At 73.3% G+C, this 24,074-nt stretch carries 23 protein-coding genes; 10 read left to right on the top strand and 13 right to left on the bottom strand.

All coding sequences use genetic code 11. The annotated features are described in order from the left end of the window. Positions 1-29: 29 nt before the first annotated feature. Together ACZ4MU_RS32645 and ACZ4MU_RS32640 are read right to left on the bottom strand one after the other, a co-directional pair. A complete protein-coding gene (locus ACZ4MU_RS32645) occupies positions 30-1,664 on the bottom strand; it encodes a solute symporter family protein (RefSeq protein ID WP_467883157.1) in 1,635 nt (544 codons plus the stop codon). After that, a complete protein-coding gene (locus ACZ4MU_RS32640; RefSeq protein ID WP_467883156.1) occupies positions 1,661-2,026 on the bottom strand; it encodes a DUF485 domain-containing protein in 366 nt (121 codons plus the stop codon). The genes ACZ4MU_RS32645 and ACZ4MU_RS32640 overlap by 4 nt, the downstream gene beginning before the upstream one ends. 313 nt (positions 2,027-2,339) lie before the next feature. Here ACZ4MU_RS32640 and ACZ4MU_RS32635 point away from each other — a divergent pair, with 313 nt between their 5' ends. Further along, positions 2,340-3,860 (top strand): S8 family peptidase, encoded by a 1,521-nt coding sequence (locus ACZ4MU_RS32635; RefSeq protein WP_467883155.1) that lies wholly within the window; start codon positions 2,340-2,342, stop codon positions 3,858-3,860. Positions 3,861-3,957: 97 nt separating this feature from the next. Beyond that, positions 3,958-5,493 (top strand): S8 family serine peptidase, encoded by a 1,536-nt coding sequence (locus ACZ4MU_RS32630; RefSeq protein ID WP_467883154.1) that lies wholly within the window; start codon positions 3,958-3,960, stop codon positions 5,491-5,493. A 52-nt stretch (positions 5,494-5,545) separates the two neighbouring features. On the opposite strand, the gene ACZ4MU_RS32625 is transcribed toward ACZ4MU_RS32630, so the two are convergent. After that, positions 5,546-6,589, bottom strand: a complete 1,044-nt coding sequence (locus ACZ4MU_RS32625) for a zinc-dependent alcohol dehydrogenase family protein (RefSeq protein ID WP_467883153.1) — start codon at positions 6,587-6,589, stop codon at positions 5,546-5,548. Positions 6,590-6,778: 189 nt separating this feature from the next. Here ACZ4MU_RS32625 and ACZ4MU_RS32620 point away from each other — a divergent pair, with 189 nt between their 5' ends. Continuing rightward, positions 6,779-9,865, top strand: coding sequence for an NACHT domain-containing protein (locus ACZ4MU_RS32620; RefSeq protein ID WP_467883184.1), 3,087 nt, complete (start codon positions 6,779-6,781; stop codon positions 9,863-9,865). Between the two features lie 3 nt (positions 9,866-9,868). Here ACZ4MU_RS32620 and ACZ4MU_RS32615 read toward each other — a convergent pair whose 3' ends face one another. From ACZ4MU_RS32615 to ACZ4MU_RS32595, 5 genes are read right to left on the bottom strand one after another with little or no spacing between them, the layout of a single operon-like run. Beyond that, the gene (locus ACZ4MU_RS32615; protein ID WP_467883152.1) at positions 9,869-10,591 is read right to left on the bottom strand and encodes a VIT1/CCC1 transporter family protein; all 723 of its coding nucleotides are present in this window, start codon (positions 10,589-10,591) and stop codon (positions 9,869-9,871) included. Positions 10,592-10,616: 25 nt separating this feature from the next. Continuing rightward, positions 10,617-11,846, bottom strand: a complete 1,230-nt coding sequence (locus ACZ4MU_RS32610) for an amidohydrolase family protein (protein WP_467883151.1) — start codon at positions 11,844-11,846, stop codon at positions 10,617-10,619. Then, a complete protein-coding gene (locus ACZ4MU_RS32605; RefSeq protein WP_467883150.1) occupies positions 11,843-13,150 on the bottom strand; it encodes an amidohydrolase family protein in 1,308 nt (435 codons plus the stop codon). Before ACZ4MU_RS32605 ends, ACZ4MU_RS32610 begins: the two co-directional genes overlap by 4 nt. A 17-nt stretch (positions 13,151-13,167) precedes the next feature. Beyond that, complete coding sequence (locus ACZ4MU_RS32600; RefSeq protein ID WP_467883149.1) at positions 13,168-14,052, bottom strand: SDR family NAD(P)-dependent oxidoreductase; 885 nt, start codon at positions 14,050-14,052, stop codon at positions 13,168-13,170. Next, positions 14,052-14,849: an acetoacetate decarboxylase family protein gene (locus ACZ4MU_RS32595; protein WP_467883148.1), complete on the bottom strand. Its 798-nt coding sequence runs from the start codon at positions 14,847-14,849 to the stop codon at positions 14,052-14,054. The genes ACZ4MU_RS32600 and ACZ4MU_RS32595 overlap by 1 nt, the downstream gene beginning before the upstream one ends. Positions 14,850-14,971: 122 nt before the next feature. Here ACZ4MU_RS32595 and ACZ4MU_RS32590 point away from each other — a divergent pair, with 122 nt between their 5' ends. From ACZ4MU_RS32590 to ACZ4MU_RS32565, 6 genes are all read left to right on the top strand, one after another. Beyond that, positions 14,972-15,595 carry a TetR/AcrR family transcriptional regulator gene (locus tag ACZ4MU_RS32590; RefSeq protein ID WP_467883147.1) on the top strand — a complete coding sequence of 208 codons (624 nt, stop codon included), beginning with the start codon at positions 14,972-14,974 and terminating at the stop codon, positions 15,593-15,595. 40 nt (positions 15,596-15,635) lie between these two features. Beyond that, positions 15,636-16,622 carry a DEDDh family exonuclease gene (locus ACZ4MU_RS32585; protein ID WP_467883146.1) on the top strand — a complete coding sequence of 329 codons (987 nt, stop codon included), beginning with the start codon at positions 15,636-15,638 and terminating at the stop codon, positions 16,620-16,622. A gap of 53 nt (positions 16,623-16,675) precedes the next feature. Next, complete coding sequence (locus tag ACZ4MU_RS32580; RefSeq protein ID WP_266991763.1) at positions 16,676-16,909, top strand: hypothetical protein; 234 nt, start codon at positions 16,676-16,678, stop codon at positions 16,907-16,909. 215 nt (positions 16,910-17,124) lie between these two features. Continuing rightward, positions 17,125-17,916 (top strand): SURF1 family cytochrome oxidase biogenesis protein, encoded by a 792-nt coding sequence (locus ACZ4MU_RS32575; protein ID WP_467883145.1) that lies wholly within the window; start codon positions 17,125-17,127, stop codon positions 17,914-17,916. A 107-nt stretch (positions 17,917-18,023) separates the two neighbouring features. Next, a complete protein-coding gene (locus ACZ4MU_RS32570; protein ID WP_467883144.1) occupies positions 18,024-19,805 on the top strand; it encodes a glycoside hydrolase family 15 protein in 1,782 nt (593 codons plus the stop codon). 4 nt (positions 19,806-19,809) lie between these two features. Next, positions 19,810-20,565: an SDR family oxidoreductase gene (locus ACZ4MU_RS32565; RefSeq protein ID WP_467883143.1), complete on the top strand. Its 756-nt coding sequence runs from the start codon at positions 19,810-19,812 to the stop codon at positions 20,563-20,565. 100 nt (positions 20,566-20,665) lie between these two features. Here the strand turns inward: ACZ4MU_RS32565 and amaP are convergent, their stop codons facing one another. Genes amaP through ACZ4MU_RS32540 form a run of 5 tightly spaced genes read right to left on the bottom strand, consistent with a single transcriptional unit; the run spans position 20,666 to position 23,190 of the window. After that, positions 20,666-21,244, bottom strand: a complete 579-nt coding sequence (gene amaP / locus ACZ4MU_RS32560) for an alkaline shock response membrane anchor protein AmaP (RefSeq protein WP_467883142.1) — start codon at positions 21,242-21,244, stop codon at positions 20,666-20,668. Between the two features lie 3 nt (positions 21,245-21,247). Then, positions 21,248-21,985, bottom strand: a complete 738-nt coding sequence (locus tag ACZ4MU_RS32555) for a DUF6286 domain-containing protein (RefSeq protein WP_467883141.1) — start codon at positions 21,983-21,985, stop codon at positions 21,248-21,250. Beyond that, positions 21,982-22,428: an Asp23/Gls24 family envelope stress response protein gene (locus ACZ4MU_RS32550; protein ID WP_467883183.1), complete on the bottom strand. Its 447-nt coding sequence runs from the start codon at positions 22,426-22,428 to the stop codon at positions 21,982-21,984. The genes ACZ4MU_RS32555 and ACZ4MU_RS32550 overlap by 4 nt, the downstream gene beginning before the upstream one ends. 15 nt (positions 22,429-22,443) lie before the next feature. Continuing rightward, positions 22,444-22,635 carry a hypothetical protein gene (locus tag ACZ4MU_RS32545; protein ID WP_358831983.1) on the bottom strand — a complete coding sequence of 64 codons (192 nt, stop codon included), beginning with the start codon at positions 22,633-22,635 and terminating at the stop codon, positions 22,444-22,446. 48 nt (positions 22,636-22,683) lie between these two features. After that, positions 22,684-23,190, bottom strand: coding sequence for an Asp23/Gls24 family envelope stress response protein (locus ACZ4MU_RS32540; protein WP_467883140.1), 507 nt, complete (start codon positions 23,188-23,190; stop codon positions 22,684-22,686). A gap of 94 nt (positions 23,191-23,284) precedes the next feature. Between ACZ4MU_RS32540 and ACZ4MU_RS32535 the strand changes: the two genes are divergently transcribed. After that, complete coding sequence (locus ACZ4MU_RS32535) at positions 23,285-23,935, top strand: hypothetical protein (protein ID WP_467883139.1); 651 nt, start codon at positions 23,285-23,287, stop codon at positions 23,933-23,935. Positions 23,936-24,074: the final 139 nt, after the last annotated feature.

Here is a 24,074-nt window from a genome sequence, read left to right as displayed (position 1 = left end):
CGGCCGCGGCCCGTATCCGTACGGGAGCCCTAGTGGGCGCCGACTCCGCTGAGGGACTTGACCTCCAGCTCGGCGTACTTGCCCGCGTCCGGCTCCTCCTTGGACAGCAGCGATCCGACCACGCCGAGCAGGAAGCCGACGGGGATCGAGATCAGGCCGGGGTTCTCCAGCGGGAACCAGTGGAAGTCCATGCCCTTGAACATGGACGTCTTCGGGTTGCCGGAGACGACCGGCGAGAACAGGACGAGCACGACCGCCGTGGTGAGGCCGCCGTAGATCGACCAGAGCGCGCCCTGGGTGGTGAAGCGCTTCCAGAAGAGGCTGTAGAGGATGGTCGGCAGGTTGGCGGAGGCGGCGACCGCGAAGGCGAGCGCCACCAGGCCGGCGACGTTCAGGTCGCGGGCGAAGGCGCCCAGCACGATGGCGACGGCCCCGATGAAGACGGTGGCCCAGCGCGCCGCCCTGACCTCCTCCTTCTCGGTCGCCTTCCCCTTGCGGATGACGTTGGCGTAGATGTCGTGCGCGAAGGAGGACGAGGAGGCGAGGGTGAGGCCCGCGACGACCGCGAGGATCGTGGCGAAGGCGACCGCCGAGATCACCGCGAGCAGGATCGCGCCCCCGTTGGAGCCGCTGCCGCCGCCGATCTCCAGGGCCGCGAGCGGTGCCGCGGTGTTGCCCGCCGGGTTGGAGGCGATGATGTCGCCCGGCTTGAGCAGGGCCGCCGCGCCGAAGCCGAGCACGATCGTCATCAGGTAGAAGGCGCCGATGATGCCGATCGCCCAGTTCACCGATTTACGGGCGGCCTTGGCGGTGGGGACGGTGTAGAAGCGGATCAGGATGTGCGGCAGTCCGGCCGTGCCGAGGACCAGGGCGAGGCCGAGGGAGATGAAGTCGAGCTTGGAGGTGCCGGTCTTGCCGTACTTCAGACCGGGCTCCAGGAAGGCGCTGCCCTTGCCGCTGTTCTCGGCGGCCCTGCCGAGCAGGTCGGAGAGGTTGAAGTCGAACTTCAGCAGGATCAGGAAGGTGATCAGGATGGTGCCGGCGATGAGCAGGACCGCCTTGACCATCTGGACCCAGGTGGTGCCCTTCATCCCGCCGATCGTCACGTACACGATCATGAGGACGCCGACCAGGGCGACGATGAGGACCTTGCCCGCGTCGCTGGTGATGCCGAGCAGCAGCGAGACCAGCACGCCCGCACCGGCCATCTGCGCCAGCAGGTAGAAGATCGAGACGACGATGGTGGAGGTGCCGGCCGCCGTCCGTACGGGCCGCTGGCGCATCCGGTACGCGAGCACGTCGCCCATCGTGTAGCGGCCGGAGTTGCGCAGCGGCTCGGCGACCAGGAGCAGTGCCACCAGCCAGGCGACCAGGAAGCCGATGGAGTACAGGAAACCGTCGTAGCCGAATAGCGCGATGGCGCCGGCGATGCCGAGGAAGGACGCGGCGGACATGTAGTCGCCGGAGACCGCGAGGCCGTTCTGGAAGGCGGTGAACTGCCGGCCGCCCGCGTAGAAGTCGGCCGCGCTCTTGGTCTGGCGGCCCGCCCAGACGGTGATGACCAGGGTCGCGACGACGAACACCGCGAACAGGGTGATGATCAGTGGGCGGTGCTCGCTGGTGGCGGTCGCCGCGAGCGGGAGGTGGCTGTGGGGGGCGCTCATGCGTCGGCCTCCATGCGGGACTTGATCGCCTCGGCGCGGGGGTCGAGCTTGGCGGCGGCGTAGCGCGCGTAGAACCAGGCGATGAGGAAGGTGGTGAGGAACTGGGCGAGGCCGAAGACCAGGGCCACGTTGATGTTGCCGAACAGCTTGTGGCCCATGAAGCCGCCCGCGTAGTTGGACAGCAGGACGTACAGCAGGTACCAGGCGATGAAGGCGACGGTGAGCGGGAACGCGAACCGGCGGTGGGTGCGGCGCAGTTCGGCGAACTCCTCGCTCGCCTGTACCTCGACGAACCTGTGGGTGGGGGGCTGGGCGGGGCGCGTGTCGGTACCGCCGTCGGGCGGTGGCACGTCGGTGGCCACGGACTCTCCTCGTGGTGCGGGTGCGGTGGGGATGGACGACAAGGGGGCCTCACTGTCGGGGACGGATGAGGGCGGTCCCCCTGACAACGGCACGGAGGGCGTCGCGTCTCGGTTCAGACCGGCCGTTTTTCCGCGCGGCCGCCGCCCGGACGGGTGCCCTGGCCGTGCGCGGCGGCCCCGGGTGCGATGTTCTCGGAGCAACCCGCCCGAATTCATTGATGGGCCCATGTGATCAGCGATAGCTTCGCTGGTCATGTACCCGTCCACTCGTGACCCGCGGGTGGACGGCTCTCACGGATGATGTGGAGAACCCATGGCTCATCTGGGATCCGGACGGCGGCGGGCCCTCGCGCTCCCCGCCGGTCTGGCGCTCACGGCCTCGCTCGGCTTCCTTCCGGCGGCCACGGCCTCGGCCGCGCCGGCCCCGGCCGCCGACGGCCCGAACCTGTCGTACGTCGTCAACACCACGGGCGGACACGGCACTTCGGCCCGGGTGCAGAAGGCGATAGCCAGGGCGGGCGGCACGGTCGTCGTCAGCTACGACCGGATAGGCGTGGTCGTCGCGCACTCCACGAACCCCGCCTTCGCGGCGGAGATACGCCGGGCCAGGGGCGTCTCCTCGGCCGGTGCCACCCGCACCACGCCGCTGACGGCGCAGGCCACCACCGAGGAGGGCACGACCCAGGCCCTCACCCCGGCCGAGGCCGCGAAGGCGAAGGCGTCCGCCGCCCCCGGCCAGGAGCCGCTGGAGGCCAACCAGTGGAACCTCCGGGCGATCGGCGCCGACAAGGCCGCCAAGATCTACCCGGGCAGCCGCCGGGTCACCGTCGGCGTGATCGACACCGGCGTCGACGACACCCACCCGGACCTCGCCCCGAACTTCTCCGCCTCCCAGTCGGCCAACTGCGTGGGCGGCGTCGCCGACACCTCGCCGGGCGCCTGGCGGCCGTACGCGGGCGGCAGCGACCACGGCACGCACGTCGCGGGCGAGATAGCCGCGGCCCGCAACGGGGTCGGGGTCGCGGGCGTCGCGCCCGGGGTGAAGGTCGCCGGGATCAAGGTCGCCGAGCAGGGCAGCGGGCTGTTCTTCACCGAGGCGGTGGTCTGCGGGTTCGTCTTCGCCGCCGAGCACCACATCGACATCACCAACAACAGCTATTACGTGGACCCCTGGTACTTCAACTGCAAGAGCGACCCGGACCAGAAGGCGCTGCTCGACGCGGTGACCCGGGCCAGCAGGTACGCCGAGCACAAGGGCGTCCTGAACGTGGCGGCGGCCGGCAACGAGAACTACGACCTGTCCAAGCACGCCCTCACCGACTCCTCCAGCCCGGACGACCAGCCCGCGCCGCACCCGACGGTGACCGTGGACCCGGCCAAGTGCCCGGACATCCCGGCCCAGTTGCCGGGTGTGGTCACGGTCTCGGCGACCGGCGCGCAGCACATCAAGTCGTACTACTCCAGCTACGGTCTGGGCCAGGTCGACGTGGCCGCGCCCGGCGGGGACAAGTACCAGATCCCGGACACCCCGGACAGGAACGGGCGCATCCTGGCGACGCTGCCGGGCGGCCAGTACGGCTACAAGCAGGGCACTTCCATGGCCACCCCGCACGTCGTGGGCGTCGCCGCGCTGCTGAAGTCCAAGCACCGCTGGGCGTCCCCGGCGGACCTGCGGGAGATGCTCAAGGAGCAGGCCGACAACCCCGGCTGCCCGACCGGTCTGTACGACCCGGACGGCAACGGCGTCCAGGACTCCACCTGTGAGGGCGGCAAGCGCGTCAACGGCTTCTACGGCCGCGGCGTCGTCAACGCGCTGAGCGCGGTCACCGAGTAGCACCACGACCGGCGGGCGCGGCCCTGCTTCGGGCCGCGCCCGCCGCGGAGCTCCTTCCCGTACGTACCGAGACATCCGTCAGCCACATGGAGCACCCATGACGTCGCACTTCTCCCGTACGCACCGCGCCCTCGCCGTCTCCGCCGTGATGGCGACCGCCGCCGCGCTCGCGGTCCTGCCGGGCACCGCCTCGGCCGTGCCCGGCGGCGGCGCCGCGCAGGCGGCGCCCGTCGCCGACGCCTCCTCGCTCAGCTATGTCGTCAACCTCCGCAGGGGATACGGGCACGCCGACAAGGTCCGGCGAGCGATCACGGCGGCCGGCGGCACGGTCGTCCAGTCCTACGACCGGATCGGCGTGATCGTCGCCCACTCCGCCGCCCCCGGCTTCGCCCGCGCCATGCGGGCGGTACGGGGTGTGGAGTCGGCCGGGGCGACCCGGACCGCGCCGCTGCCCGCGCAGACGACCACCGACGTCGGCACGCCCAAGGAGCTCACCGCCGCGGAGGTCCGGGCCGCGGGCGCCGGGGCATCGGCGGGCGAGGACCCGCTGGAGCCGCTCCAGTGGGACCTGAAGGCCATCAAGGCCGACAAGGCGCACGAGAAGACCCTCGGCAGCTCGCGGGTGACCGTGGGCGTCATCGACACGGGCGTGGACGACACCCACCCGGACATCGCGCCCAACTTCGACCGCTCCAAGTCGGTGAGCTGCATCGGCGGCACACCGGACACCAGCGACGGCGCCTGGCGGCCGTTCGCCACCGGCGGCTCCCCGCACGGCACCCATGTGGCGGGCGAGATAGCCGCGGCGAAGAACGGCGTCGGGGTCACCGGGGTGGCGCCCGGGGTGAAGGTCGCCGCGATCAAGGTCTCCACCCAGGGCGGCAGCTTCTTCTACACCGAGGCCGTCGTCTGCGGCTTCATGTGGGCCGCCGAACACGGCATCGACGTCACCAACAACAGCTATTACACCGACCCCTGGTACTTCAACTGCAAGACCGACCCGGACCAGAAGGCGCTGGTCGAGGCGATCACCCGGGCGAGCCGGTACGCCGAGTCCCGGGGCACGGTGAACGTGGCGGCGGCCGGCAACGAGAGCTACGACCTCGCGGCCGACTCGATCACCGACCCGGCCAGTCCCAACGACTCCACCCCGGGAGAGCGGACGGTCGACCCGAGCACCTGCCTCGACATCCCCACCCAGCTGCCCGGGGTCGTCACGGTCGCCTCGACCGGGGCCAAGGGCCTGAAGTCCTCGTTCTCCAACTACGGCCTGGGCGTGGTGGACGTGGCCGCGCCGGGCGGCGATTCGACGGCCTACCAGCCGCCGCAGGCGCCGGCCACCAGCGGACTCATCCTCGGCCCGGTGCCCGGCGGCAAGTGGGCGTACATGGCGGGCACCTCGATGGCGACCCCGCACGTGGTGGGCGTGGCCGCGCTGTTGAAGTCCGCGCACCCGCACGCGCCCGCCTGGAAGATCAAGGAGCTTCTGAGGGAAGGCGCGGACCCGACCGCCTGCCCCGTCCCGTACGACATCGACGGGGACGGCAAGGCGGACGCGGTCTGCGAGGGCGGCAGGCACCGCAGCGGGTTCTACGGGGCGGGGATCGTCAACGCCCTGCGCGCGGTCCGGTAAGGCGTGGTGCCCCGGGGCCGGGCGGCTCTCCCGCCCGGCCCCGGCGCCCGCGCTACGGCTTGATCAGCACCTTCAGGGCGGTGCGCTCGTCCATCGCCTTGTAACCGCCCGGGACGCCGTCGATGCCGACCGTGAGGTCGAAGACCGGGGACGGGTCGACGGCACCGGACAGGACGTCCGGGAGCAGCTCGGGGATGTAGGCGCGGACCGGGGCGACGCCGCCGCGCAGCGCGATGTTGCGGTCGAACATGACGCTCAGGTCGAGGCCGGTGCCGCTGCCGTGCGGGACGCCCACGTAGCCGATGGCGCCGCCGTCGCGGGTGATCTCCACGGCCGTGCGCATCGACTGCTCGGTGCCGACCGCCTCGATCACCGCGTGCGCGCCCTGGCCCCGGGTCAGCTCGCGCACCGCCGCGACGGCGGCCTCGCCACGCTCGGCGACGACGTCCGTGGCGCCGAAGGCCCGCGCGATGTCTGTACGGACCTGGTGGCGCCCGAGCGCGATGATCCGCTCGGCGCCGAGCCGCCTGGCGGCCAGGACTCCGCAGAGCCCGACCGCCCCGTCCCCGACGACGGCTACCGTGGAGCCCTGCTTCACCCCGGCGCCGACGGCCGCGTGGTGGCCGGTGCCGAGCACGTCGGAGAGCGCCAGCAGCGCGGTGAGCAGGCGCTCGTCACCGGCCGCGGCGGCGGGCAGCTTGACCAGCGTGCCGTCGGCGAACGGCACCCTCACCGCCTCGCCCTGACCGCCGTCGGAGCCCACCGAGCCCCAGAAGCCGCCCTGCGGGCAGGACGTCTGGAGCCCCTCGGCACAGTAGTCGCACGAGCCGTCGGACCAGACGAACGGCGCGACCACCAGGTCGCCGGTGCGGAACCCGGTCACCTCGGAGCCCGCCTCCTCGACCACGCCGAGGAACTCGTGCCCGATCCGCTGCCCCGGCTGCCGGGCGGACTCGCCCCGGTAGGCCCACAGGTCGCTGCCGCAGATACAGGCCCGCAGCACCCGCACGACCGCGTCGGTGGGAAGCTGGACCACGGAGTCGGGCACGTCCTCCACCCGGATGTCGTGGGGGGCGTGGATGACGGTGGCGCGCATGGGGCAGATCCTTGCTGGTCAGTCGGGGGGCGTACGGAGAAAGCCGTACGGGGAGTCCGTCTCTCACCGTACGCCTGTGCCATCGGTGCCCGCCCGCCGAGACCGCCGGTCACCGCCCCGCGGCCGGACCGGCCCACGGCGTAGGATTCCCTCCTCCGGGCCCAGGGGAGGTCAACTGCCGTGACAGGCATGGAAGTCGCGTTCCTACGGCTGGCCGGGACGGTGGCCTCCACCGTCGCCAAGTCGCTCCTGAGCCCGCGCCCCGGCGCGGGCCTGGTGGCCGCGCCGGTCCGCCCGCTGCCGAGGCCCGCGTCGCCGGAACGGCTGGCGAAGGTCCTGGGGCGGCGGCTCACCGACGCGTACGGCTCGTTGCCGGAGCACGAGCGGACGGCGGCGGCCGAGGCGGTGGCGGACGCGTTCGCGGCGGCGGGCGAGATCACCGGCGAGTACCTGTTCTCCCTCGGCCTGGACCCCGAGCGGCTGCGAGCGGGGCTCCGCCGTCCGTATCCGGGGCCGGGCGAGGCGCTCTACGAGGAGCTGCTGGGGCTCTGCTGCGCCCATGTGGTCGAGCAGTTGACCGCGCACCCCGCGTTCGCCGCGCGGGCGGCGGTGGAGCAGGCACGGGTGGCGGGGCGGACGCACGACCTGGTGGCGGACGTACGCGACCGGCTCGGCCCGCGACCCCAGGCGGCGGCCCTGAGCTTCGAGGAGCGGTACGCGGCCTATGTCACCGAGACGCACGGGCGCCTGGAGCTGTTCGGGCTGACCCTGGGGCGCTCGCGCGGCGAGTGGGCGCTGGACACGGCCTACATCAGCCTCGCGGTGAGCGGGGAGCGCGGGGACTTCGGCCCGGCCCGGGGCGAGCAGGTCGCGGTCGACGCCGAACAGGCGCTCGCCGGGGCCGACCGGCTGGTGCTGCGGGGCCCGGCGGGCTCCGGCAAGAGCACGCTGGTGCAGTGGCTGGCCCTCAACGCGGCCCGGCGCACCTTCACCGGCGAGCTGGCGGACTGGAACCGGTGCGTCCCCTTCGTGCTGCGGCTGCGCGCCTTCACCCAGGCGGACACGCTCCCGCTCCCCGACGAGTTCCTGCGGGCGGCCGGGGTGCCGCTGCACGGGGCGGCGCCCGCCGGATGGGTGGAGCAGGTGCTGGCGGGCGGGCGCGGGCTGGTGCTGGTGGACGGTGTCGACGAGGTCCCCGTCCGGCTGCGCCACCGTACCGAGGCCTGGCTGAAGTCGCTGATCGCGGCCTTCCCCAACGCCCGCTACGTCGTCACCACCCGCCCCTCCGCGGTGCCCGTGGACTGGCTCTCCCGGCAGGGCTTCGCCGCCCACTCGCTGCTGCCGATGGACCGCGACGACATCCGCACCTTCATCGGCCACTGGCACGACGCCGCGCGCGGCGAGTGCCTGGGCGCCGCCGAGCGCGCGCGGCTCGCCACCTATGAGACCTCGCTGCGCCAGGCCGTCGGCAGCCGTCGCGACCTGGGACGGCTGGCCACCAACCCGCTGATGTGCGCCCTGCTGTGCGCGCTCAACCGGGACCGCCGGATGCAGCTGCCGCGCGCCAGGAAGGAGCTGTACGACGCGGCTCTGGACATGCTGCTCGTACGGCGGGACACCGAACGCGAGATCGCGGGGGTGGAGGGGGTGGAGCTCACTCGCGAGGAGCAGACCGCGCTCCTCCAGCGCCTGGCGTACTGGCTGATCCGCAACGCCCAGGCCGAGGCCGAGCAGGGCGAGGCCATGGAGATGATCGCCGACTGGCTCACGGCGATGCCGCAGGTACGGGGCACTCCCGAGCAGGTCTTCGCGCATCTGCTCATCCGCAGCGGCCTGCTGCGCGAACCGGCCCCGGGGACGGTCGGCTTCGTGCACCGCACCTTCCAGGACTACCTCGGCGCGAAGGCGGCGGTGGAGTCCCGTGACTTCGGCGTGCTCGCGGCCAACGCGCACGACGACACCTGGGACGACGTGGTCCAGATGGCGGTCGGCCACGCGCGCGCGGACGAACGCGCCCGGCTGCTGAAGCAGTTGCTCCGCCGGGCCGACCGGGCCCCGAAGCTGCGCCACCGGCTGGTCCTTCTGGCGGCGGCCTGTCTGGAGCACGCGCCCGAGCTGGATCCGGCGGTCCGGGAGACGATCCAGACCCGGACGCGGGAGCTGCTGCCGCCCCGGAGTCTGGACGACGCGGAGGAGCTGGCGAAGGTGGGCGAGCTGGTGCTTGAGCTGCTGCCGGGGCCGGAGGGGCTGGACGAGTACGAGGCGGGGGCGGTGGTGCGAACGGCTGCGGCGATCCGGGGGGATGCGGCGTTGGAGGTCATTTCGCGGTTCCGGGAGGATCAGCGGGCGCACGTGGCCGACCAGGTCTCGGCGGCCTGGGGAGCCTTCGGTGCTGAGGAGTACACCCGGGAGGTGTTGGCGGCAGCGGCATGGGACAAGGTGTTCCTGACCGTCACCACTCCGGAGCAGCTGCGAGCCCTCCGGCTACTGCCCGGCGCACGGCACATCCAGTTGTCCGGCAACCATGCGGATCTCCATCCGTTGATCGCGGCCCGGGAAATCGAATGGCTATTCGTCTACGGCAGCATGGATCTCGCGGATCTCACCCCTCTCGCCTCCCTCACCCGGCTCAAGCGGGTCTTTCTGGGCCGATGCTCCGCAGTGCGCGATCTGACGCCGCTGACCGGGCCCGGCCTTGAGCACCTCACCCTCCACATGCTCGATCCAGAGCTCTCACTCGAACCGCTACGGGAGATGACCGGCCTCACCAGCGTGTCCGTCGGCCATCCCGCGCTCATCGAAAGCCTCGCCGAACTGCCCCTGGGCCCTCCGTTGACCTCGCTGACGCTTCAGCGACAGATTCGGTATGCGAGCCTCAAGGGCATCGAACGCTGGCCTCTCCTCACCCGTCTGACGCTCTCCGGACAGTCCCAGCTGCGGGAACTGTGCCGGATGCCCGACGTACTCGGACGGCTGCGGCACCTGGGCCTTTATGAGCTCGACTCTCTCGATCTGAGCATGCTGGACCGTGCCACTCGGCTCGAGGGGTTGGCCCTGACCGCATGTGAACTCCCGGACGGGCTGGGCCCGGTACGCGAGCTGCCCCGATTGACCGAGCTGTTCCTCTTCCGGTCGACGACCACCGGAGCCCCGCTCGACCTCTCGCCTCTGGCGGACCTGCCTGGCCTCACCATCCAGGTCCCCGACAACCTGCCCCTCATCGGCGCCGACCGCATCCCCCCAGAACGCCTACGGCGAACCCGCACCCGCCCCTGACCCTCAAACCCCCGCCGCCCCCAACGCCACCCCCGCCGCATACGTCACCCCCATCGCCACCGCACCCCCGCTCACGTTCCGCAGCACCGCCGCCCCCGCCGGTGCCGCCCCGAGGCGGGCGCTCCACCAGCCCGTCAGGGTCAGGGCGGCCAGGACCGAGGCGACCGTCACGTACAGGCGGACCTCGGACGGGGGCAGGACGATGGCGAGCAGGGGCAGCAGCGCCCCGGCCGTGAAGGCCAGGAAGCTGGCGCCCGCCGCGTGCCAGGGGTTGGCCAGCTCGTCGGGGTCGATGCCGAGCTCCACGCGCGCGTGGGCGCGCAGGGCGTCGCGCTCGGTGAGCTGCTCGGCCGCCTCCCGCGCCAGCTCGGCGCTGAGGCCGCGGTCCTCCAACAGACCGCTCAGCTCGTCGAGTTCCGCCTCCGGCTCCTCCCGCAGCTCGCGCCGCTCCATCGCCAACGCGGCCTTCTCGGAGTCGCGCTGGGTGGACACGGAGACGTACTCGCCCGCCGCCATCGACATCGAGCCCGCCAGCAGGCCCGCGAGGCCCGCCGTCAGCAGGGCTGAGCGGTCGTCCGTCGCGCCGGCCACGCCGACGACGAGGCCCGCCGTGGACACGATGCCGTCGTTGGCGCCCAGGACCGCCGCCCGCAGCCAGTTCAGGCGGGTTCCGAGGCCGCTCCGGTGGGCCTCGTCGTGGCCCTCGGCCGTCTCCGCTTCCGTCATGCGGCGAAGGGTCTCACCCCCCGCCTCACCACACCCGTACCGACCCGCCCCGCGCGAACACCGGGCTCGTGGCGTCCGGCGGGATCTCCTTCAGGGGCTCGGCGATCTCCTCGACGGCCGGGCCCGCCTTCGCCGCGACCGGGTCGAGGAGGGACAGGTCGAAGCCGTAGACGCGGGCCGCGTTGCCGCCCACCATCGCGGCCACCTCCTCGGGCGGCAGCCCGGCGTAGGCGATCCGCAGGCCCTCGCGGGAGTACGGGGTGGTGCCCTCGTCGTGCGGGTAGTCGCTGCCCCACATGATCTTGTCGAGGCCGATCCGGTCGCGCAGGGGCACCTCGTGGGGGCGCATGAAGCTGGCGCCGACGTAGCAGTTCTCGCGCCAGACCCGGCTGGGGCCCCTGCCCATGGACTCGGCCAGGCCCGCGCCGAACTTGGACTCCGCCGTCGCCGCCCGGGTCGCCGCCGACACCAGACGGCCGTGGTAGTAGTCGAGCATGTCGAGCACCCCGGGGATCCAGCCCGAGCCCTGTTCGGTGAGGACGAGCCTCAGCGACGGGTGGCGGTGGAAGGCGCCGCCGAAGATCAGGTGCCAGAGCGCGCGGTGCGAGAACCAGGTCGTCTCGACCATGAAGACGGCCCGGGCGGCGGGCTCCTCCCCCAGCGGCGGCGACGCGGAGCCGCCGTGGTGGTTGACGGGGACGCCGAGGTCGGCGCAGGCCGCCCAGATCGGGTCGTACACGTCCGAGTAGAGCTCGGGGACGCCCGAGCCGGGCGGGGCGCCCGGCAGCAGGATGCCGCCGGTCAGGCCCGCCTCCCTGGTCCGCTGGATCTCCGCCACCGCCGCCTCGACGTCGTTCAGCAGGATCTGCGCGACGCCCGCCCTGCGGCCCGGCACCAGGGCGCAGAAGTCGGCCAGCCAGCGGTTGTGCGCCCGCAGCCCGGCCCAGCGCCGCTCCAGCTCCTCCCCGGTCGGCGTGGGCGCCATGAGCGCGGCCGAGGGGAAGAACGGCGGGATGGTGTTGGGGAACACCACCTCCGCGACGATCCCGTCCGCCTCCAGCTCCGCCACCCGCCGCGCGGAGTTCCAGTTGCGGTCGGCGGTGTCGGCCAGCAGGTCCTCGTACGGGTTGACGTAGGTGGCGGCCCAGGCGTCGAAGTCGTCGTGGTACCGCTTCTCCAGGTACGGCTTGTAGTCCAGGAGGTCGGCGCCCGCGTGGCAGTCCGCCGAGATCACCGTGTACCGGTCGGCGGTCATGACGCCCCCAGGACGGGGAAGTCGTGGTCGGTCAGCCAGTGCCGTCCCACCTCCCGCGAGCGCGCCCAGGACGCCTCGACGGCCGACTGGTCCTCGCTCTGGCCGAGTTCGGCCGGGGTCGGGCCGATGCGCCGGGCCAGCGGGGCCAGCTTCGCGGTGTCGAAGCCGAAGACCTCCGCCGCCGCGAGCCCCAGCATCCGGCGCGTCTCCGCGACGGGGATGTCGTGGAACGTCCTGCGCAGCCACTCCCGGGTGTGCGGCCAGGTGCCCTCGGGGTGCGGGAAGTCGGAGCCCCAGAGGATGTTGTCGACGCCGATCTCGTAGCGCTGGGCCAGTTCGCGCCGTTTGGTGTTGGTGGCGCAGACGAAGATCTGGCGGTCCAGGTACTCGCTGGGCGGCCGCCTGAGCTCCGCGAACGGCGAGAGCTTCTTGCCGCCGTGTGCGCCCAGGTAGAGCCGGTCCATGAACCACAGCAGGTTCGGCAGCCACCAGCAGCCCGACTCCGCGACGCCGAAGCGCAGCCCGGGGTGGCGTTCGAAGACGCCGGACCAGAGCAGGAACCACAGCGGCCGGGCAGGCCACCAGGTGACCTCGCTGACGTAGATGCCGAGGTGGTCGCCGTACTCGTGGCGGGGGGCCGCGCCCGAGTGGGTGAGGACCGGCATCGCGGTCTCGGCCGCCGCCGCCCAGACGGGGTCGTAACGGCGGTCGTGGTAGGGGGCCTTGTCCACCCACATCGAGGGGATCATCAGCGCGCCGAGCCCGGACCCCCTGGCCCGGTGGATCTCCGCGACCACCTGGTCGACGTCACCGGTGACCGACAGCAGGGCGACCCCGCGATGCCGCTCGGGATGGTGGCCGACGAACTCGGCGAGCCAGCGGTTGTGCGCCTGCGCGCCCGCCATGCCGAGGTCGGGGTCCTGGTCGCCGGAGAGGCCGAGGCCGACGCCGAAGGGGGCGGCGGTGCGGCTGTCGACGGCGTCCGCGTCGGGGAAGACGACCTCGGCGGCCACCCCGTCACCGTCCAGTTCCTTGAGCCGGCGGTCGACGTCCCACCCGCCCTTGAGGCCCTCCTCGTTCTCGGCGAACCACTGGTCCGCGAAGGCCTCGTTGCGGACCCCGAGGCGGGTCATCTCCTCACGGCGGCGCTCGCGCCCGTCGAGGAACTCGTCGAAGTCGCGGTGGAAGCGGGAGGCGAGGTAGGGCCGGTATCGCTCGGTGGGGAGTCCGGCGTGGCAGTCGGAGGAGATGATCAGGTACGGGTCGTGGTGCCCGCCTTCGGGGGTGCTGTGCTGCTGTGGCATGACGGATTCCTCGCGGGTCAGTCGAGAATGAAGCTCTCCAGGTACGACGGGTCGGCCCGGTCCAGCATCGAGCGCGACCTCGCCCTGATCTGGCGGTCGCTGTGCTCGCTCTCCGGGAGCATCCAGAAGCGGTCGGCGCGGATCCCGTCGACGACCGTCCCGGCGACCTCCTCGACGGGGGTGAACGCGACCTCGTGCCCGGCCGCCCGCATCGCCGCCTCCCACTGGCCGAGGCTGCGGTAGGGCGCCTTGCGCGGGCGCTCCTTGGCGTACCGGGCGGGGCGGTTGCGGTGCGACTCCCACAGGCCGGTGCGCAGCATGTGCGGGCCGGGGAAGAGCACGGAGGCGCCCACGCGCGCGCGGGCGGCCTTGAGATGCGCGTACAGCGACTCCGTCATGGTGACGACGGCGGCCTTGGTGACCGCGTACACGGAGGCGGTGGGCAGCGGCGCGATCCCCCCGTCCGCGGAGGAGGTGTTGACGACGTGGCCGGGCTCGCCGGACTCGATCATGCGCGGGACGAACGCCTGGATGCCGTGGAAGACGCCCCACACGTTGACGGCGAAGGCCCACTGCCAGTCGTTGAGCTCGTGCTCCCACATCGGGCCCTCGGCGCCCGAGCCGACACCCGCGTTGTTGCACAGGACGTGGACGGCGCCGAACGTGTCGTACGCCGCGTCCGCGAGCTCGGTCACGGACGCGCGCTCGGAGACGTCGACCACGCGCGCGAGGACCCGCGCCCCCTCCTCGCGCAGCTCCCCGGCCGCCTTCTCCAGGGCCGCCTCCTCGACGTCCGCGAGGACCACCCGCAGCCCCTCGGCCGCGAACCGGCGGGCCAGGGCGAGCCCGATCCCGCTCGCCGCACCGGTGACCACGGCGACCTGCCCCTCGGCGAGCCGCATCACACACTCCCCGCGGGCGGCCCGTCGAGGAGCTGCGCGGGGTCGTCGTAGCGCTGGTGGATGTAGGGCAACAGGTCGCGCGCGCTGACCCGTCCGGCCACCCGGCCCCGCTGGTCGGTGGTCTTCTCCCCGATCGTGATCTCCACGACGCGGCGCACGGGAAGGTCCGCGACCGGGTCGTACATGGACTCGCGCAGCACCACGTCGCCGGTGATCCGCTCCAGCTTGCGGACCTTCTCGTTGCGTACGCAGTGCACCAGCACCGGGTCCGCGTCGAAGCCCTCGCCGTCCACGGCCGGCAGGAACTTGAAGTAGAAGTCGACCTTCTCCGCGGGCTCCGGCAGCGGCAGCGCCCGATCGACGGCGCCGCGCACCTCCACGAAGGCGATGCCGTGCCGGGCGAGGGCGGCCCGCACGACGAGTCCGTCCCGCTCGACGGTGACCTCGCCGAGCTTCTTGGGCTCGCCGAACACCTCGCGGCCGCCGATCAGCGCCCGCTCCTGGGTCATCGGCATCACCAGCGGATACCAGCCGGGCTGCCCGTCGTGCACGGCGGACACCGCCACCGAGCCCGCGCCCAGCGGATGGCCGGGCAGGTCCACCCGGCTGATGTTGGCCCGTACGAGTGAATCCCCGGCGGGCTTGAGCGGCGGCGGCAGCACGGCCGCCACCGCGTCGGGGTCGCTCTCCCAGACGGCCACCACACCGGTGGACCAGATGTCGGGGAGCCGTGAGCTCGCGGTGCGCGCGGCCCGGATCTCCTCCTCGGTCCGCGCGCCGTACCGTACGCGTGCCATGGCGTACCACCCTTCCTGGGTCGTGCCTCGCAGTGCGTTCCCCCCGGGTCTGTAACACAGTTACACCGCGTCCGATGAAGGGTAAAGGGCCGTGGCCGCACGGGAGTTGGGAGGCGCGGGCCATGACGCGTACGCCGGTGAGCCGCGAGGAGATCCTGGAGGTCGCGGGGTTGCTGGTCAGACAGCACGGCCCGGCCGCCCTGACCATGCGCAAGCTGGCCGCGGAGCTGGGCACCGCGGTCACCTCGATCTACTGGCACGTCGGCAACCGCGAGTCGCTGCTCGACGCCCTCGTGGAGCGGACCGTACGGGAGCTGGGCGAGATCCGGCCCCGCGGGCGCACCCCGGCCGCCCGGATCGTCTCGGTCGCCACGGCGCTGCGCCGGGAGCTGCGCGCGCGCCCGCACCTGATCGCGATGGTCCACGAACGCGGCCTGACCGACCGGATGTTCCTGCCCGCCCAGCAGGCCCTGGTCCACGAGGTCCACACGGCCGGGCTGCGCGGCGGGGCGGCCGCGCGGGTGGTGCGGGCCGTCCAGTTCCAGGTCGTCGGCCATGTCCTGGTCGAGCGCTACCGCGAACGCGCCCCCGTCCAGCACCCCGGCGAGGACGAGCTGTGGCACACCGCGCCCGCCGGACACGACCCGGAGCTCGCCCGCGCGCTGGCCCGGCCGCCGGACGCCGAGAGGCTGTTCGCGGCGTCGGTGCGGGCCCTGGTGGACGGCCTGCTCGCACAGTCGCGTTGACGGGCGCCGGTCGGACTGTCAGTGCGGCCCCGTATTCTCTGTGACCATGCTCGACGACCGTACGACAGCAGCAACGACGTGGCCGGCCGCCTACCCGCAGGGGTACGCGGTCGTCGACGTGGAGACCACCGGCCTCGCCCGCGACGACCGGATAGTCTCTGCTGCCGTCTACCGCCTGGACGCCCAGGGCAACGTCGAGGACCACTGGTACACGCTGGTGAACCCCGAGCGCGATCCCGGGCCGGTGTGGATCCACGGTCTGACCACCGACGTCCTCGCGGGCGCGCCGCTCTTCCCGGACATCGCCGGGGAGTTCGCCGAGCGTCTGGACGGACGGGTCCTGGTGGCGCACAACGCGATCTTCGACTGGCAGATGATCGCGCGGGAGTACGCGCGGGCCAAGAGCGCGGCGCCGGTGCGCCAGCGGCTGTGCACCATCGCGCTCTCCAAGGAGCTCGCGCTGCCGCTGCCCAACCACAAACTGGAGTCGCTGGCCGCGCACTACGGAGTGGTGCAGCAGCGCGCGCACCATGCCCTGGACGACGCGCGCGTGCTGGCCGAGGCGTTCCGCCCGAGCCTGCACCAGGCGGCGCGGGTCGGGGCGCGGCTGCCGCTGCTCGAATGCCGCCCGCTCACCGAGTGGTCGGACGGCCCGGCCGCCCCCCGCATCGGCTACCAGGCGACAGGGCCGTACGGACGGAGTTCGAGCTGGCGTCCCGCGCGCAAGCGCCCGGCGTGTCCGTACCCCAACCCCGGGCGTTACGAAGCGGACAAACCACTCAAGCAGGGCATGCGGGTGGCGTTCTCCGGTGACACCTCCATCGACCGCGACCTGTTGGAGGACCGCACGGTCGAGGCCGGGCTGCACGTGGCGAGCAGCGTCTCGCGGCTCACCAGTCTGCTGGTGACCAACGACCCGGACTCGGCGACCTCCAAGACCGTGAAGGCGAAGGCGTTCGGCACCCCGGTCATCGACGAGGCGGCCTTCACCCAGCTGCTGCGGGACGTGGCTCCGGCAGACGGGTGACCGCGTGGCGTGCCGCCCCGCGTTACGGCGCGGCGCGTTCCACCCTGTGGCGCATGGCACGTTGCGAGGTCTGCGGAAACGACTACGGGATGTCCTTCGAGGTGCACGCGCAGGGCGCGGTGCACGTCTTCGACTGCTTCTCGTGCGCCATCCACCGCATGGCGCCCATCTGCGAACACTGCCGGGTCCAGATCATCGGCCAGGGCGTCGAGGTCGAGGGGCACTGGTACTGCGGCGGGCACTGCGCCCGAGCGGAGGGCCAGGTGGGCATCGTCGACAAGGTCTGACCCGCGCGCCCGCGCACCCGGCGGCTGGACCGAGGGGCCGATGCCGCCCGAGCGGTCCGCCCCGCGCGGTCCGCCCCGCGCGCCCGCGCATCCGGCGCGCGTCGCGGGCCACCGCGCCGGACCCCCGCCTCCGCCTTCGCCCCAGCCCCCTCCTTCGCCCCCGCCGGAACCGACCCCCGTGAGAACACCCCGCGCCGGAGTTGTACCGTCGTGGGGTGTACCGCTTCCTGTTGTCCCGGCAGTGGGTGCTCGTCACCCTCCTCGCCCTCGTCCTCATCCCCACGATGATCGAGCTGGGCTTCTGGCAGCTGCACCGCCACCAGCACCGCGTGGCCCAGAACACCGTCATCGCGGACAACCTGAAGGCCGAGCCGGTCCCGGTGACCGCGCTCACCTCACCCGGCCACACCGTCCCGCACGCCCAGTACTGGCGCCGGGTCACCGCCACCGGCACCTACGACACGGCCCACGAGGTCGTGGTGCGCCGCCGCACCGCCGCCGACGGGCGGGTCGGCTATCACGTGCTCACCCCGTTCGTCCTGGCCGGCGGGCCCACCGTGCTGATCAACCGCGGCTGGGTGGCGGACAACGGCAGCCAGACGGAGTTCCCGCGCATCCCGGCCCCGCCCAGGGGCGAGGTCACGGTCACCGGACGGCTGATGGCCGACCAGACGACCGCGGCCAGCGGCATCAAGGACGTCAAGGGCCTGCCGCCCCGCCAGGTGATGCTGATCAGCAGCGCCCAGCAGCAGAAGGCGCTCGGCCGCCCGGTCCTGGGCGGCTACATCGAGCAGACCGCGCCCGAGCCCCCCGACGGCTCCCCCGAGCTGATCCCGGCGCCGGACCACTCCTCCATCGGGCCGCACATGGCGTACGCCGTCCAGTGGTGGCTGTTCACCGCCGGAGTCCCGGTCGGCTGGGTGATCCTGGTCCGCCGCGAGAAGCGCGACCGGGCCGAGGCGGCCGCGAAGGGCGAGCCGGCCGCGCCGGCGCCCGCGGCCGCCTGACCGGCGCGCCCTCACGCCCCCCGCCTGCGCCGATGGGCAGCGTCCGGCCGTACGGAGTGACGCACCTGTCTGATTGACAATCACACCGGGCGGGAAGACGCCAGAGCGTGACGCGACGTATCCAACGCATCGAGGACTACGCCCTCATCGGCGACCTCCAGACAGCCGCCCTCGTCGGCCGGGACGGCTCCATCGACTGGCTGTGCCTGCCGCGCTTCGACTCCGCGGCCTGTTTCGCGGCGCTGCTGGGCGACGACGACAACGGCCACTGGCGGATCGCCCCGGCGGGTGCCGGGGACTGCACGCGCCGCGCCTACCTCGACGACTCACTCGTGCTCGAGTCCGTCTGGGAGACCCGCGGCGGGACCGTACGCGTCCTCGACTTCATGCCCCAGCGCGACACCGCGCCCGACGTCGTACGGATCGTGGAGGGGATCAGCGGCAGCGTGGAGATGAGCTCCGTGCTGCGGCTGCGCTTCGACTACGGCCGGGTGGTGCCCTGGGTGCGCCGCGCCGACGGCCACCGGGTCGCGGTCGCCGGCCCCGACTCGGTCTGGCTGCGCACCGACCCCGAGATCAAGACGTGGGGGCAGCAGCTCAGCACCCGCTCGTCGTTCACCGTGAGCGCCGGGGAGAAGGTCGCGATGGTGCTGACCTGGCACCCCTCGCACGAGCCCCGCCCGTCGATAATCGATCCGTACGAGGCGCTGGAGCAGAGCCTCGAGGACTGGCGCGAGTGGGCCGGCAAGTGCCGCGACTGCGGCCCCTACCGGGACGCCGTCGTCCGCTCCCTGATCACCCTCAAGGCCCTCACCTACGCCCCGACCGGCGGCATCGTCGCGGCCCCCACCACCTCGCTCCCCGAGGAGATCGGGGGCGTGCGCAACTGGGACTACCGCTACTGCTGGCTGCGCGACTCGACGCTGACGCTGGAGGCGCTGGTCTCCGCGGGCTATCTGGACGAGGCGGCGGCCTGGCGCGACTGGCTGCTGCGGGCGGTCGCGGGCGACCCGGCCGACCTCCAGATCATGTACGGTCTCGGCGGCGAGCGGCGGCTGCCGGAGATCGAACTGCCCTGGCTCAAGGGCCATCTGGACTCCGCCCCGGTCCGGATCGGCAACGCCGCCGTCAAACAGCTCCAGCTCGACGTGTACGGGGAGGTCATCGACTCCCTCCATCTGGCCCGCACCTCCGGCATGGCCACCAAGCGGCACACCTGGAACGTCGAGCTCAGCCTGCTCGGCTTCCTGGAGGCGCGCTGGCGCGAGCCGGACGAGGGGCTGTGGGAGGTGCGCGGGGAGCGCCGCCACTTCGTCCACTCCAAGGTGATGGCGTGGGTCGCCGCTGACCGGGCGGTCAAGGCCCTGGAGTCCGACCCGTCGCGGCGCGGGGACGCGGAGCGCTGGCGGCGGATGCGCGACGAGGTGCACCGGGAGGTGTGCGAGAAGGGGTTCGACCCCGAGCGGAACACCTTCACCCAGTCGTACGGCTCCGCGGAGCTGGACGCGGCGACGCTGCTCATCCCGCGCGTCGGGTTCCTGCCGGGCGACGACCCGCGGGTGATCGGGACGGTCGACGCGGTCCGCGCCGAACTCGGCCGCGACGGCTTCGTACGCCGTTACACCACCGAGGGCGCCACGGTCGACGGGCTGCCGGGCGACGAGGGCACCTTCCTGGTCTGCTCGTTCTGGCTGGCCGACGCGCTGCGGCTGACCGGCCGCGAGAAGGAGGCGCGGGAGCTGTTCGACCGGCTCCTCGGGCTCCGCAACGACGTCGGACTCCTCGCCGAGGAGTACGACCCCGCGGCCGGGCGGCAGCTGGGCAACTTCCCGCAGGCCTTCAGCCACATCGGACTGGTGGCGACCGCGATGGGGCTGGAGGCAGGATAGGCGCATGGATCTTGGACTGAAGGACCGCGTCTACGTCGTCACCGGCGCCTCCCGGGGCCTCGGCCTCGCCGCCGCCCGGGCGCTCACGGCCGACGGCGCGAAGACGGTGGTCGGCGGACGCGACGAGAAGGCGGTGAGCGCGGCGGCCGAGGAGCTGGGCCCCAACGCGCTGGGCGTGGCCGCCGACAACGCCGACCCCGCCGCGGCCGCCCGGCTGATCGCCACCGCCCGCGAGCGGTTCGGCCGCTTCGACGGCGTACTGATCAGCGTGGGCGGGCCGCCGCCGGGCTTCGTCGCCGACAACACCGACGAGCAGTGGCGCTCGGCCTTCGAATCGGTGTTCCTGGGCGCGGTACGGATGGCGCGCACGGCGGCGGAGGAGCTGGACGAGGGCGGGGTGATCGGCTTCGTCCTGTCCGCCTCGGTCCACGAGCCCATCCCCGGACTGACCGTCTCCAACGGCCTGCGCCCGGGCCTGGCGGGCTTCGCCAAGTCCCTGGCAGACGAACTGGGCCCGCGCGGCATCCGCGTGGTCGGCCTGCTCCCGTCCCGCATCGACACCGACCGGGTCCGCCGGCTCGACGCGCTCTCCGGCGACGCGGAGGCCGCCCGCACGGCCAACGAGTCCCGCATCCCCCTGCGCCGCTACGGCACCCCCGAGGAATTCGGCAACACGGCCGCGTTCCTGCTCTCCCCCGCCGCGTCCTACCTGACGGGCCTGATGCTGCCGGTGGACGGCGGGGCACGACACGGGTTCTGACCCCGGGCCGGGTGCCTGGCGCCCGGTCCGGGACGGGTGAGCGGGCGCCGCCGCCCACCAAGGGCGGGCGGCTCGCCACGGCGCCCGGTCCGTTGCGGAGTCAGGTCACTCGGTGGGCCCGGTGTTTGAGCGCGCGCATGCGGACCTCGGCCGGGAGGGCCGCCAGGCCCGCTGAGTCCCGGGCGTGGGCCAGGGACTCCGAGGTGAGGCGGGCCAGGGCCTCGGCGGGGGCCGCGTGGGGTTCCAGGACCAGGGACACGCGGGCCGCGGGGGTGGTGCGGCGGCCGTGCAGGGTCGCCTGGGCGCGGGCCACGCCCGGCAGTCCCTCCGCCTCGCCCGCCAGGACCGTCTCCAGGGCGCGGCCGCGCAGCAGCGCTCCCTCGCCGTCGCCCGAGTCCACCAGGACCTCGGCCAGCCGCGCCCGGCGCAGCTGGGCGAGCAGCCACCACAGGGTGAGCAGGAGGAGCACGGCTAGCGCCGCGATCACCGTCGGCCACCACCAGCCGTGGTCGTGCCAGCGCTCACGGCTCGCCCGGCTCAGCAGGACGTCGTCGGTGTCCGTCCACGGCCACCACGACGGGACCGACAGACCCGCCCCGGCCGCGAGAACCGCGCCGCCCGCCGCCGTCAGGGCCAGCCCGGCGAGGCCGATCAGCACCCGGTTCACCGTCCTGATCATGGGTCACCTCTTCCTGGCGGCACGGCCCACCCGCACGGAGAGCCCGGGCCGTCCGGCGAGCCCGAGCTCCTTGATGCCCGCGCCGAGCGCGGCGTCGAGATCGGCCCGTACGTCGTCCAGCTCGCGGAAGTGCGAGACGGCCCGTACGGCGACCTTGGCGCGGCCCATCCTGACCCGCGCCGACTGCACACCCGGGACCTCCATCGCCCGGTCCCGCAGCACCAGCGCGGCGGCGGAGCGGTCGAGGCCCGCGCGTACCGGGGCCGAGGTCCGCCGCATCGGCAGCACGTCCCGAAGGCCGGGCGTCACCGCCAGCACGATCAGCCAGAGCCCGAGAACCACCGCGACACCGGCGCCGATGAGCACCACCACGTCGTCCACGGTGTGCCGGGCCAGCCAGTGCGCGAGTCCGCGGCGCCAGCGCATCCCGGGGCGGTCCGCGCGTACGGCCGCGACGTCGTACAGCAGGATTCCGGAGGCGGCCAGGACGACCAGGGCCACCAGCGCCGCGGGGATCCGCCGCGCGGACCAGAAGCGCCCGGCCCGGCGGCCCTCGCCGTCGCCCTCGCCCTCGGCGAGGACCGGTACGGGGTCGTAGGCGGCGGACGACTGCGACTGGTCGAGCCCGGGGGCGTCGATGCCCGCGCCCGGGGTCTTCTCCATGATGACGGGCAGCGGGCGGGTGGTGCCGTCCTCGTCGCCGTACGCGTCGTCGCGCCCCGGCCGGCCGGTCTCGCTCATGTGATCCTCCCCCGGTCCGCCGCACCGGTGTGCGCCGCGTGCAGACGCTCGATCTGCACCGCCACCTCGGGCACCTCCATGCCCGCCAACGCCCTTACCCGCTCGGCCACTTGCCGGCGCACCGCGCCGCACTGGGCGCCGAGGTCGGACGGGTAGCCGAGCTCCAGGCTGACCCGGACACGGGCCACCTCCTGGTGCACCGTGACCGCCGCGTGGGGCGCGCTGCCGCCCTTGGGGGGCGCGCCCAGTGCCTCGCGCGCCGCCTGTGCGGCGATCTTCGCGACCACCCGGTCGGCGATCCGCGTCGCCCCGCGTCCGGCGGGCGCGATACGGGCCGGGGTGGTGGCGGGCGCGGACGCGCCGGAGCCGGACACGTCCGGTCCGGACCCGGACCCTTCCCGGGCCGGGCCCCCGGAGGAGCCCGGGGACGCCGTCGACGACATCGTCATCGGAGCGCGTCACCTCAGCCGGTCGCCGCGGTCCCGGGGACGGAAGAAGTCCCCGGGTTCAAGATCGCCCTCCAGGAACCTGCCCACCACGAACCCGATCGCGCCCAACGCCGCGACCAGCAGGAACGCCCCGAATCCGCCGAAGTATCCGGCGAAGCCGAGCGCCATGCCGGCCACCAGTCCGATCACCGCCATGCTCATTTTGAGCTCCTCAGTCGCTCTTCGTCGGGGCCGGGCCGCAGCGGGGCCTCACTGGAGCCGCGGCTCCGGCTCGTCCTCTTCCTCGTCCGGCAGTTTCACGTCACTCACCGCGATGTTGACCTCGACGACCTCAAGCCCGGTCATCCGCTCAACGGCCGCGATCACGTTCTCCCGTACGGCACGGGCCACATCCGAGATCGACACGCCGTAATCGACGACGATCTCGATGTCGAGTGCGGTCTGGACCTCGCCGACCTCGGCCTTCACCCCGCGCGCCACCGCGGCCTTGCCGCCGCCCGGCACCCGGTCGCGCACCGCGCCGAACGTACGGGACAGACCGCTGCCCATCGCGTGCACACCCATGACCTCACGGGCCGCCATCCCCGCGATCTTCTCCACCACGCCGTCGGCGATGGTGGTGCGCCCGCGTGTGCCGGGGTCGCCGCCGCCGCGCCGGGGGGTGGGGCTCTTTCTGGTTCCGCCGATCCCGCCCTCGGACTCCCTGTCACCCGGGCCGGACGATTCGGGGCGGCTGCTTCCCACGGTGTCGCTCATGGCGTTCATCCCTTTCGGCTTTCCCCCTCCCCTCTGCTGCCCACACTAAGCGCGGTTGCCCCATCTCGCGCCCGGGATGCGGCAGGGTGGAGCAATGACCCCAGACGCATGGAGCACGGAGGTACGCCACCGACTGGCCCTGGGCAGGCTGCTGCCTCTCGGGGACGCGGCGGACGGCGCGTGGATCACGGAACGGGCGGCCGGGGCGGTGCTGCGGGCGGCCTGCGCGCCGGTGCCGGGCCTGGCCGTGACGTCCCTGCGCCTGTCCCTGGCGGACCCGGCGGCGGCCGGGATCCCGGTGGTCGCGCCGCCCCCGAGCGGGCTGCCGCCCGGGGAGTCGCGGGCGGTGGCGGAGGTGGTGGTCTGGGGCGTGGACCGGCCCCGGACGGAAGAGGTACGGGAGGCGGTGCTGGGGGCGGCGCGGGCCCGCCTGGGCCTGCGGGTGTCCTGTGTCGACATCCGGGTGACGGCCCTGCTGGACGCCCCCGCGGACCCGGCACCCCCGATTCCCCCACCCGAGGTACGCCCGTCCCCCGATCCCGCGCTGGCGGCGGTGCCCGGGGTGGCGGGGGTGACGTCGGAGCTGCCTGGGCTGCTGCTGGGCGGGGAGGGGGCCAGGTCCGGGGCGGGACCGGAGTGGGTGGAGGTGGGGGTCGCGGCGGGGTATCGGGCGGTGGATGTGGTGCGGGGCGTTCGTGGAGTGGTGGGGGGTGGGGTGGGGGTGCTGGTGACGTGGGTGGGCTGAGGCATGTGCACGGCCCCCCCCCCCCCCCCCCCCCCCCCAAACCCCCCCCCGGGGGGGGGGTGGCGGGGCCCCCCGGGGGGGGGGGGGGGGGGGGCGGCGTTTCCCCCGCCCCCGAGGGGGGGGGGGCCGGGTTGGGCGG

Source organism: Streptomyces sp. NPDC026377 (assembly GCF_055567715.1).
The sequence above is the reverse complement of the archived record's forward strand: the minus strand, read 5'-3'. Positions and strand labels throughout refer to the sequence as shown.

Coding starts and splice junctions, on each gene's coding strand:
- ACZ4MU_RS32645 (WP_467883157.1), bottom strand. CDS start 1,664: ATGAGCGCCCCCCACAGCCACCTCCCGCTCGCGGCGACCGCCACCAGC.
- ACZ4MU_RS32635 (WP_467883155.1), top strand. CDS start 2,340: ATGGCTCATCTGGGATCCGGACGGCGGCGGGCCCTCGCGCTCCCCGCC.
- ACZ4MU_RS32630 (WP_467883154.1), top strand. CDS start 3,958: ATGACGTCGCACTTCTCCCGTACGCACCGCGCCCTCGCCGTCTCCGCC.
- ACZ4MU_RS32625 (WP_467883153.1), bottom strand. CDS start 6,589: ATGCGCGCCACCGTCATCCACGCCCCCCACGACATCCGGGTGGAGGAC.
- ACZ4MU_RS32620 (WP_467883184.1), top strand. CDS start 6,779: ATGGAAGTCGCGTTCCTACGGCTGGCCGGGACGGTGGCCTCCACCGTC.
- ACZ4MU_RS32615 (WP_467883152.1), bottom strand. CDS start 10,591: ATGACGGAAGCGGAGACGGCCGAGGGCCACGACGAGGCCCACCGGAGC.
- ACZ4MU_RS32610 (WP_467883151.1), bottom strand. CDS start 11,846: ATGACCGCCGACCGGTACACGGTGATCTCGGCGGACTGCCACGCGGGC.
- ACZ4MU_RS32605 (WP_467883150.1), bottom strand. CDS start 13,150: ATGCCACAGCAGCACAGCACCCCCGAAGGCGGGCACCACGACCCGTAC.
- ACZ4MU_RS32600 (WP_467883149.1), bottom strand. CDS start 14,052: ATGCGGCTCGCCGAGGGGCAGGTCGCCGTGGTCACCGGTGCGGCGAGC.
- ACZ4MU_RS32595 (WP_467883148.1), bottom strand. CDS start 14,849: ATGGCACGCGTACGGTACGGCGCGCGGACCGAGGAGGAGATCCGGGCC.
- ACZ4MU_RS32590 (WP_467883147.1), top strand. CDS start 14,972: ATGACGCGTACGCCGGTGAGCCGCGAGGAGATCCTGGAGGTCGCGGGG.
- ACZ4MU_RS32580 (WP_266991763.1), top strand. CDS start 16,676: ATGGCACGTTGCGAGGTCTGCGGAAACGACTACGGGATGTCCTTCGAG.
- ACZ4MU_RS32565 (WP_467883143.1), top strand. CDS start 19,810: ATGGATCTTGGACTGAAGGACCGCGTCTACGTCGTCACCGGCGCCTCC.
- amaP (WP_467883142.1), bottom strand. CDS start 21,244: ATGATCAGGACGGTGAACCGGGTGCTGATCGGCCTCGCCGGGCTGGCC.
- ACZ4MU_RS32555 (WP_467883141.1), bottom strand. CDS start 21,985: ATGAGCGAGACCGGCCGGCCGGGGCGCGACGACGCGTACGGCGACGAG.
- ACZ4MU_RS32550 (WP_467883183.1), bottom strand. CDS start 22,428: ATGTCGTCGACGGCGTCCCCGGGCTCCTCCGGGGGCCCGGCCCGGGAA.
- ACZ4MU_RS32545 (WP_358831983.1), bottom strand. CDS start 22,635: ATGAGCATGGCGGTGATCGGACTGGTGGCCGGCATGGCGCTCGGCTTC.
- ACZ4MU_RS32540 (WP_467883140.1), bottom strand. CDS start 23,190: ATGAGCGACACCGTGGGAAGCAGCCGCCCCGAATCGTCCGGCCCGGGT.
- ACZ4MU_RS32535 (WP_467883139.1), top strand. CDS start 23,285: ATGACCCCAGACGCATGGAGCACGGAGGTACGCCACCGACTGGCCCTG.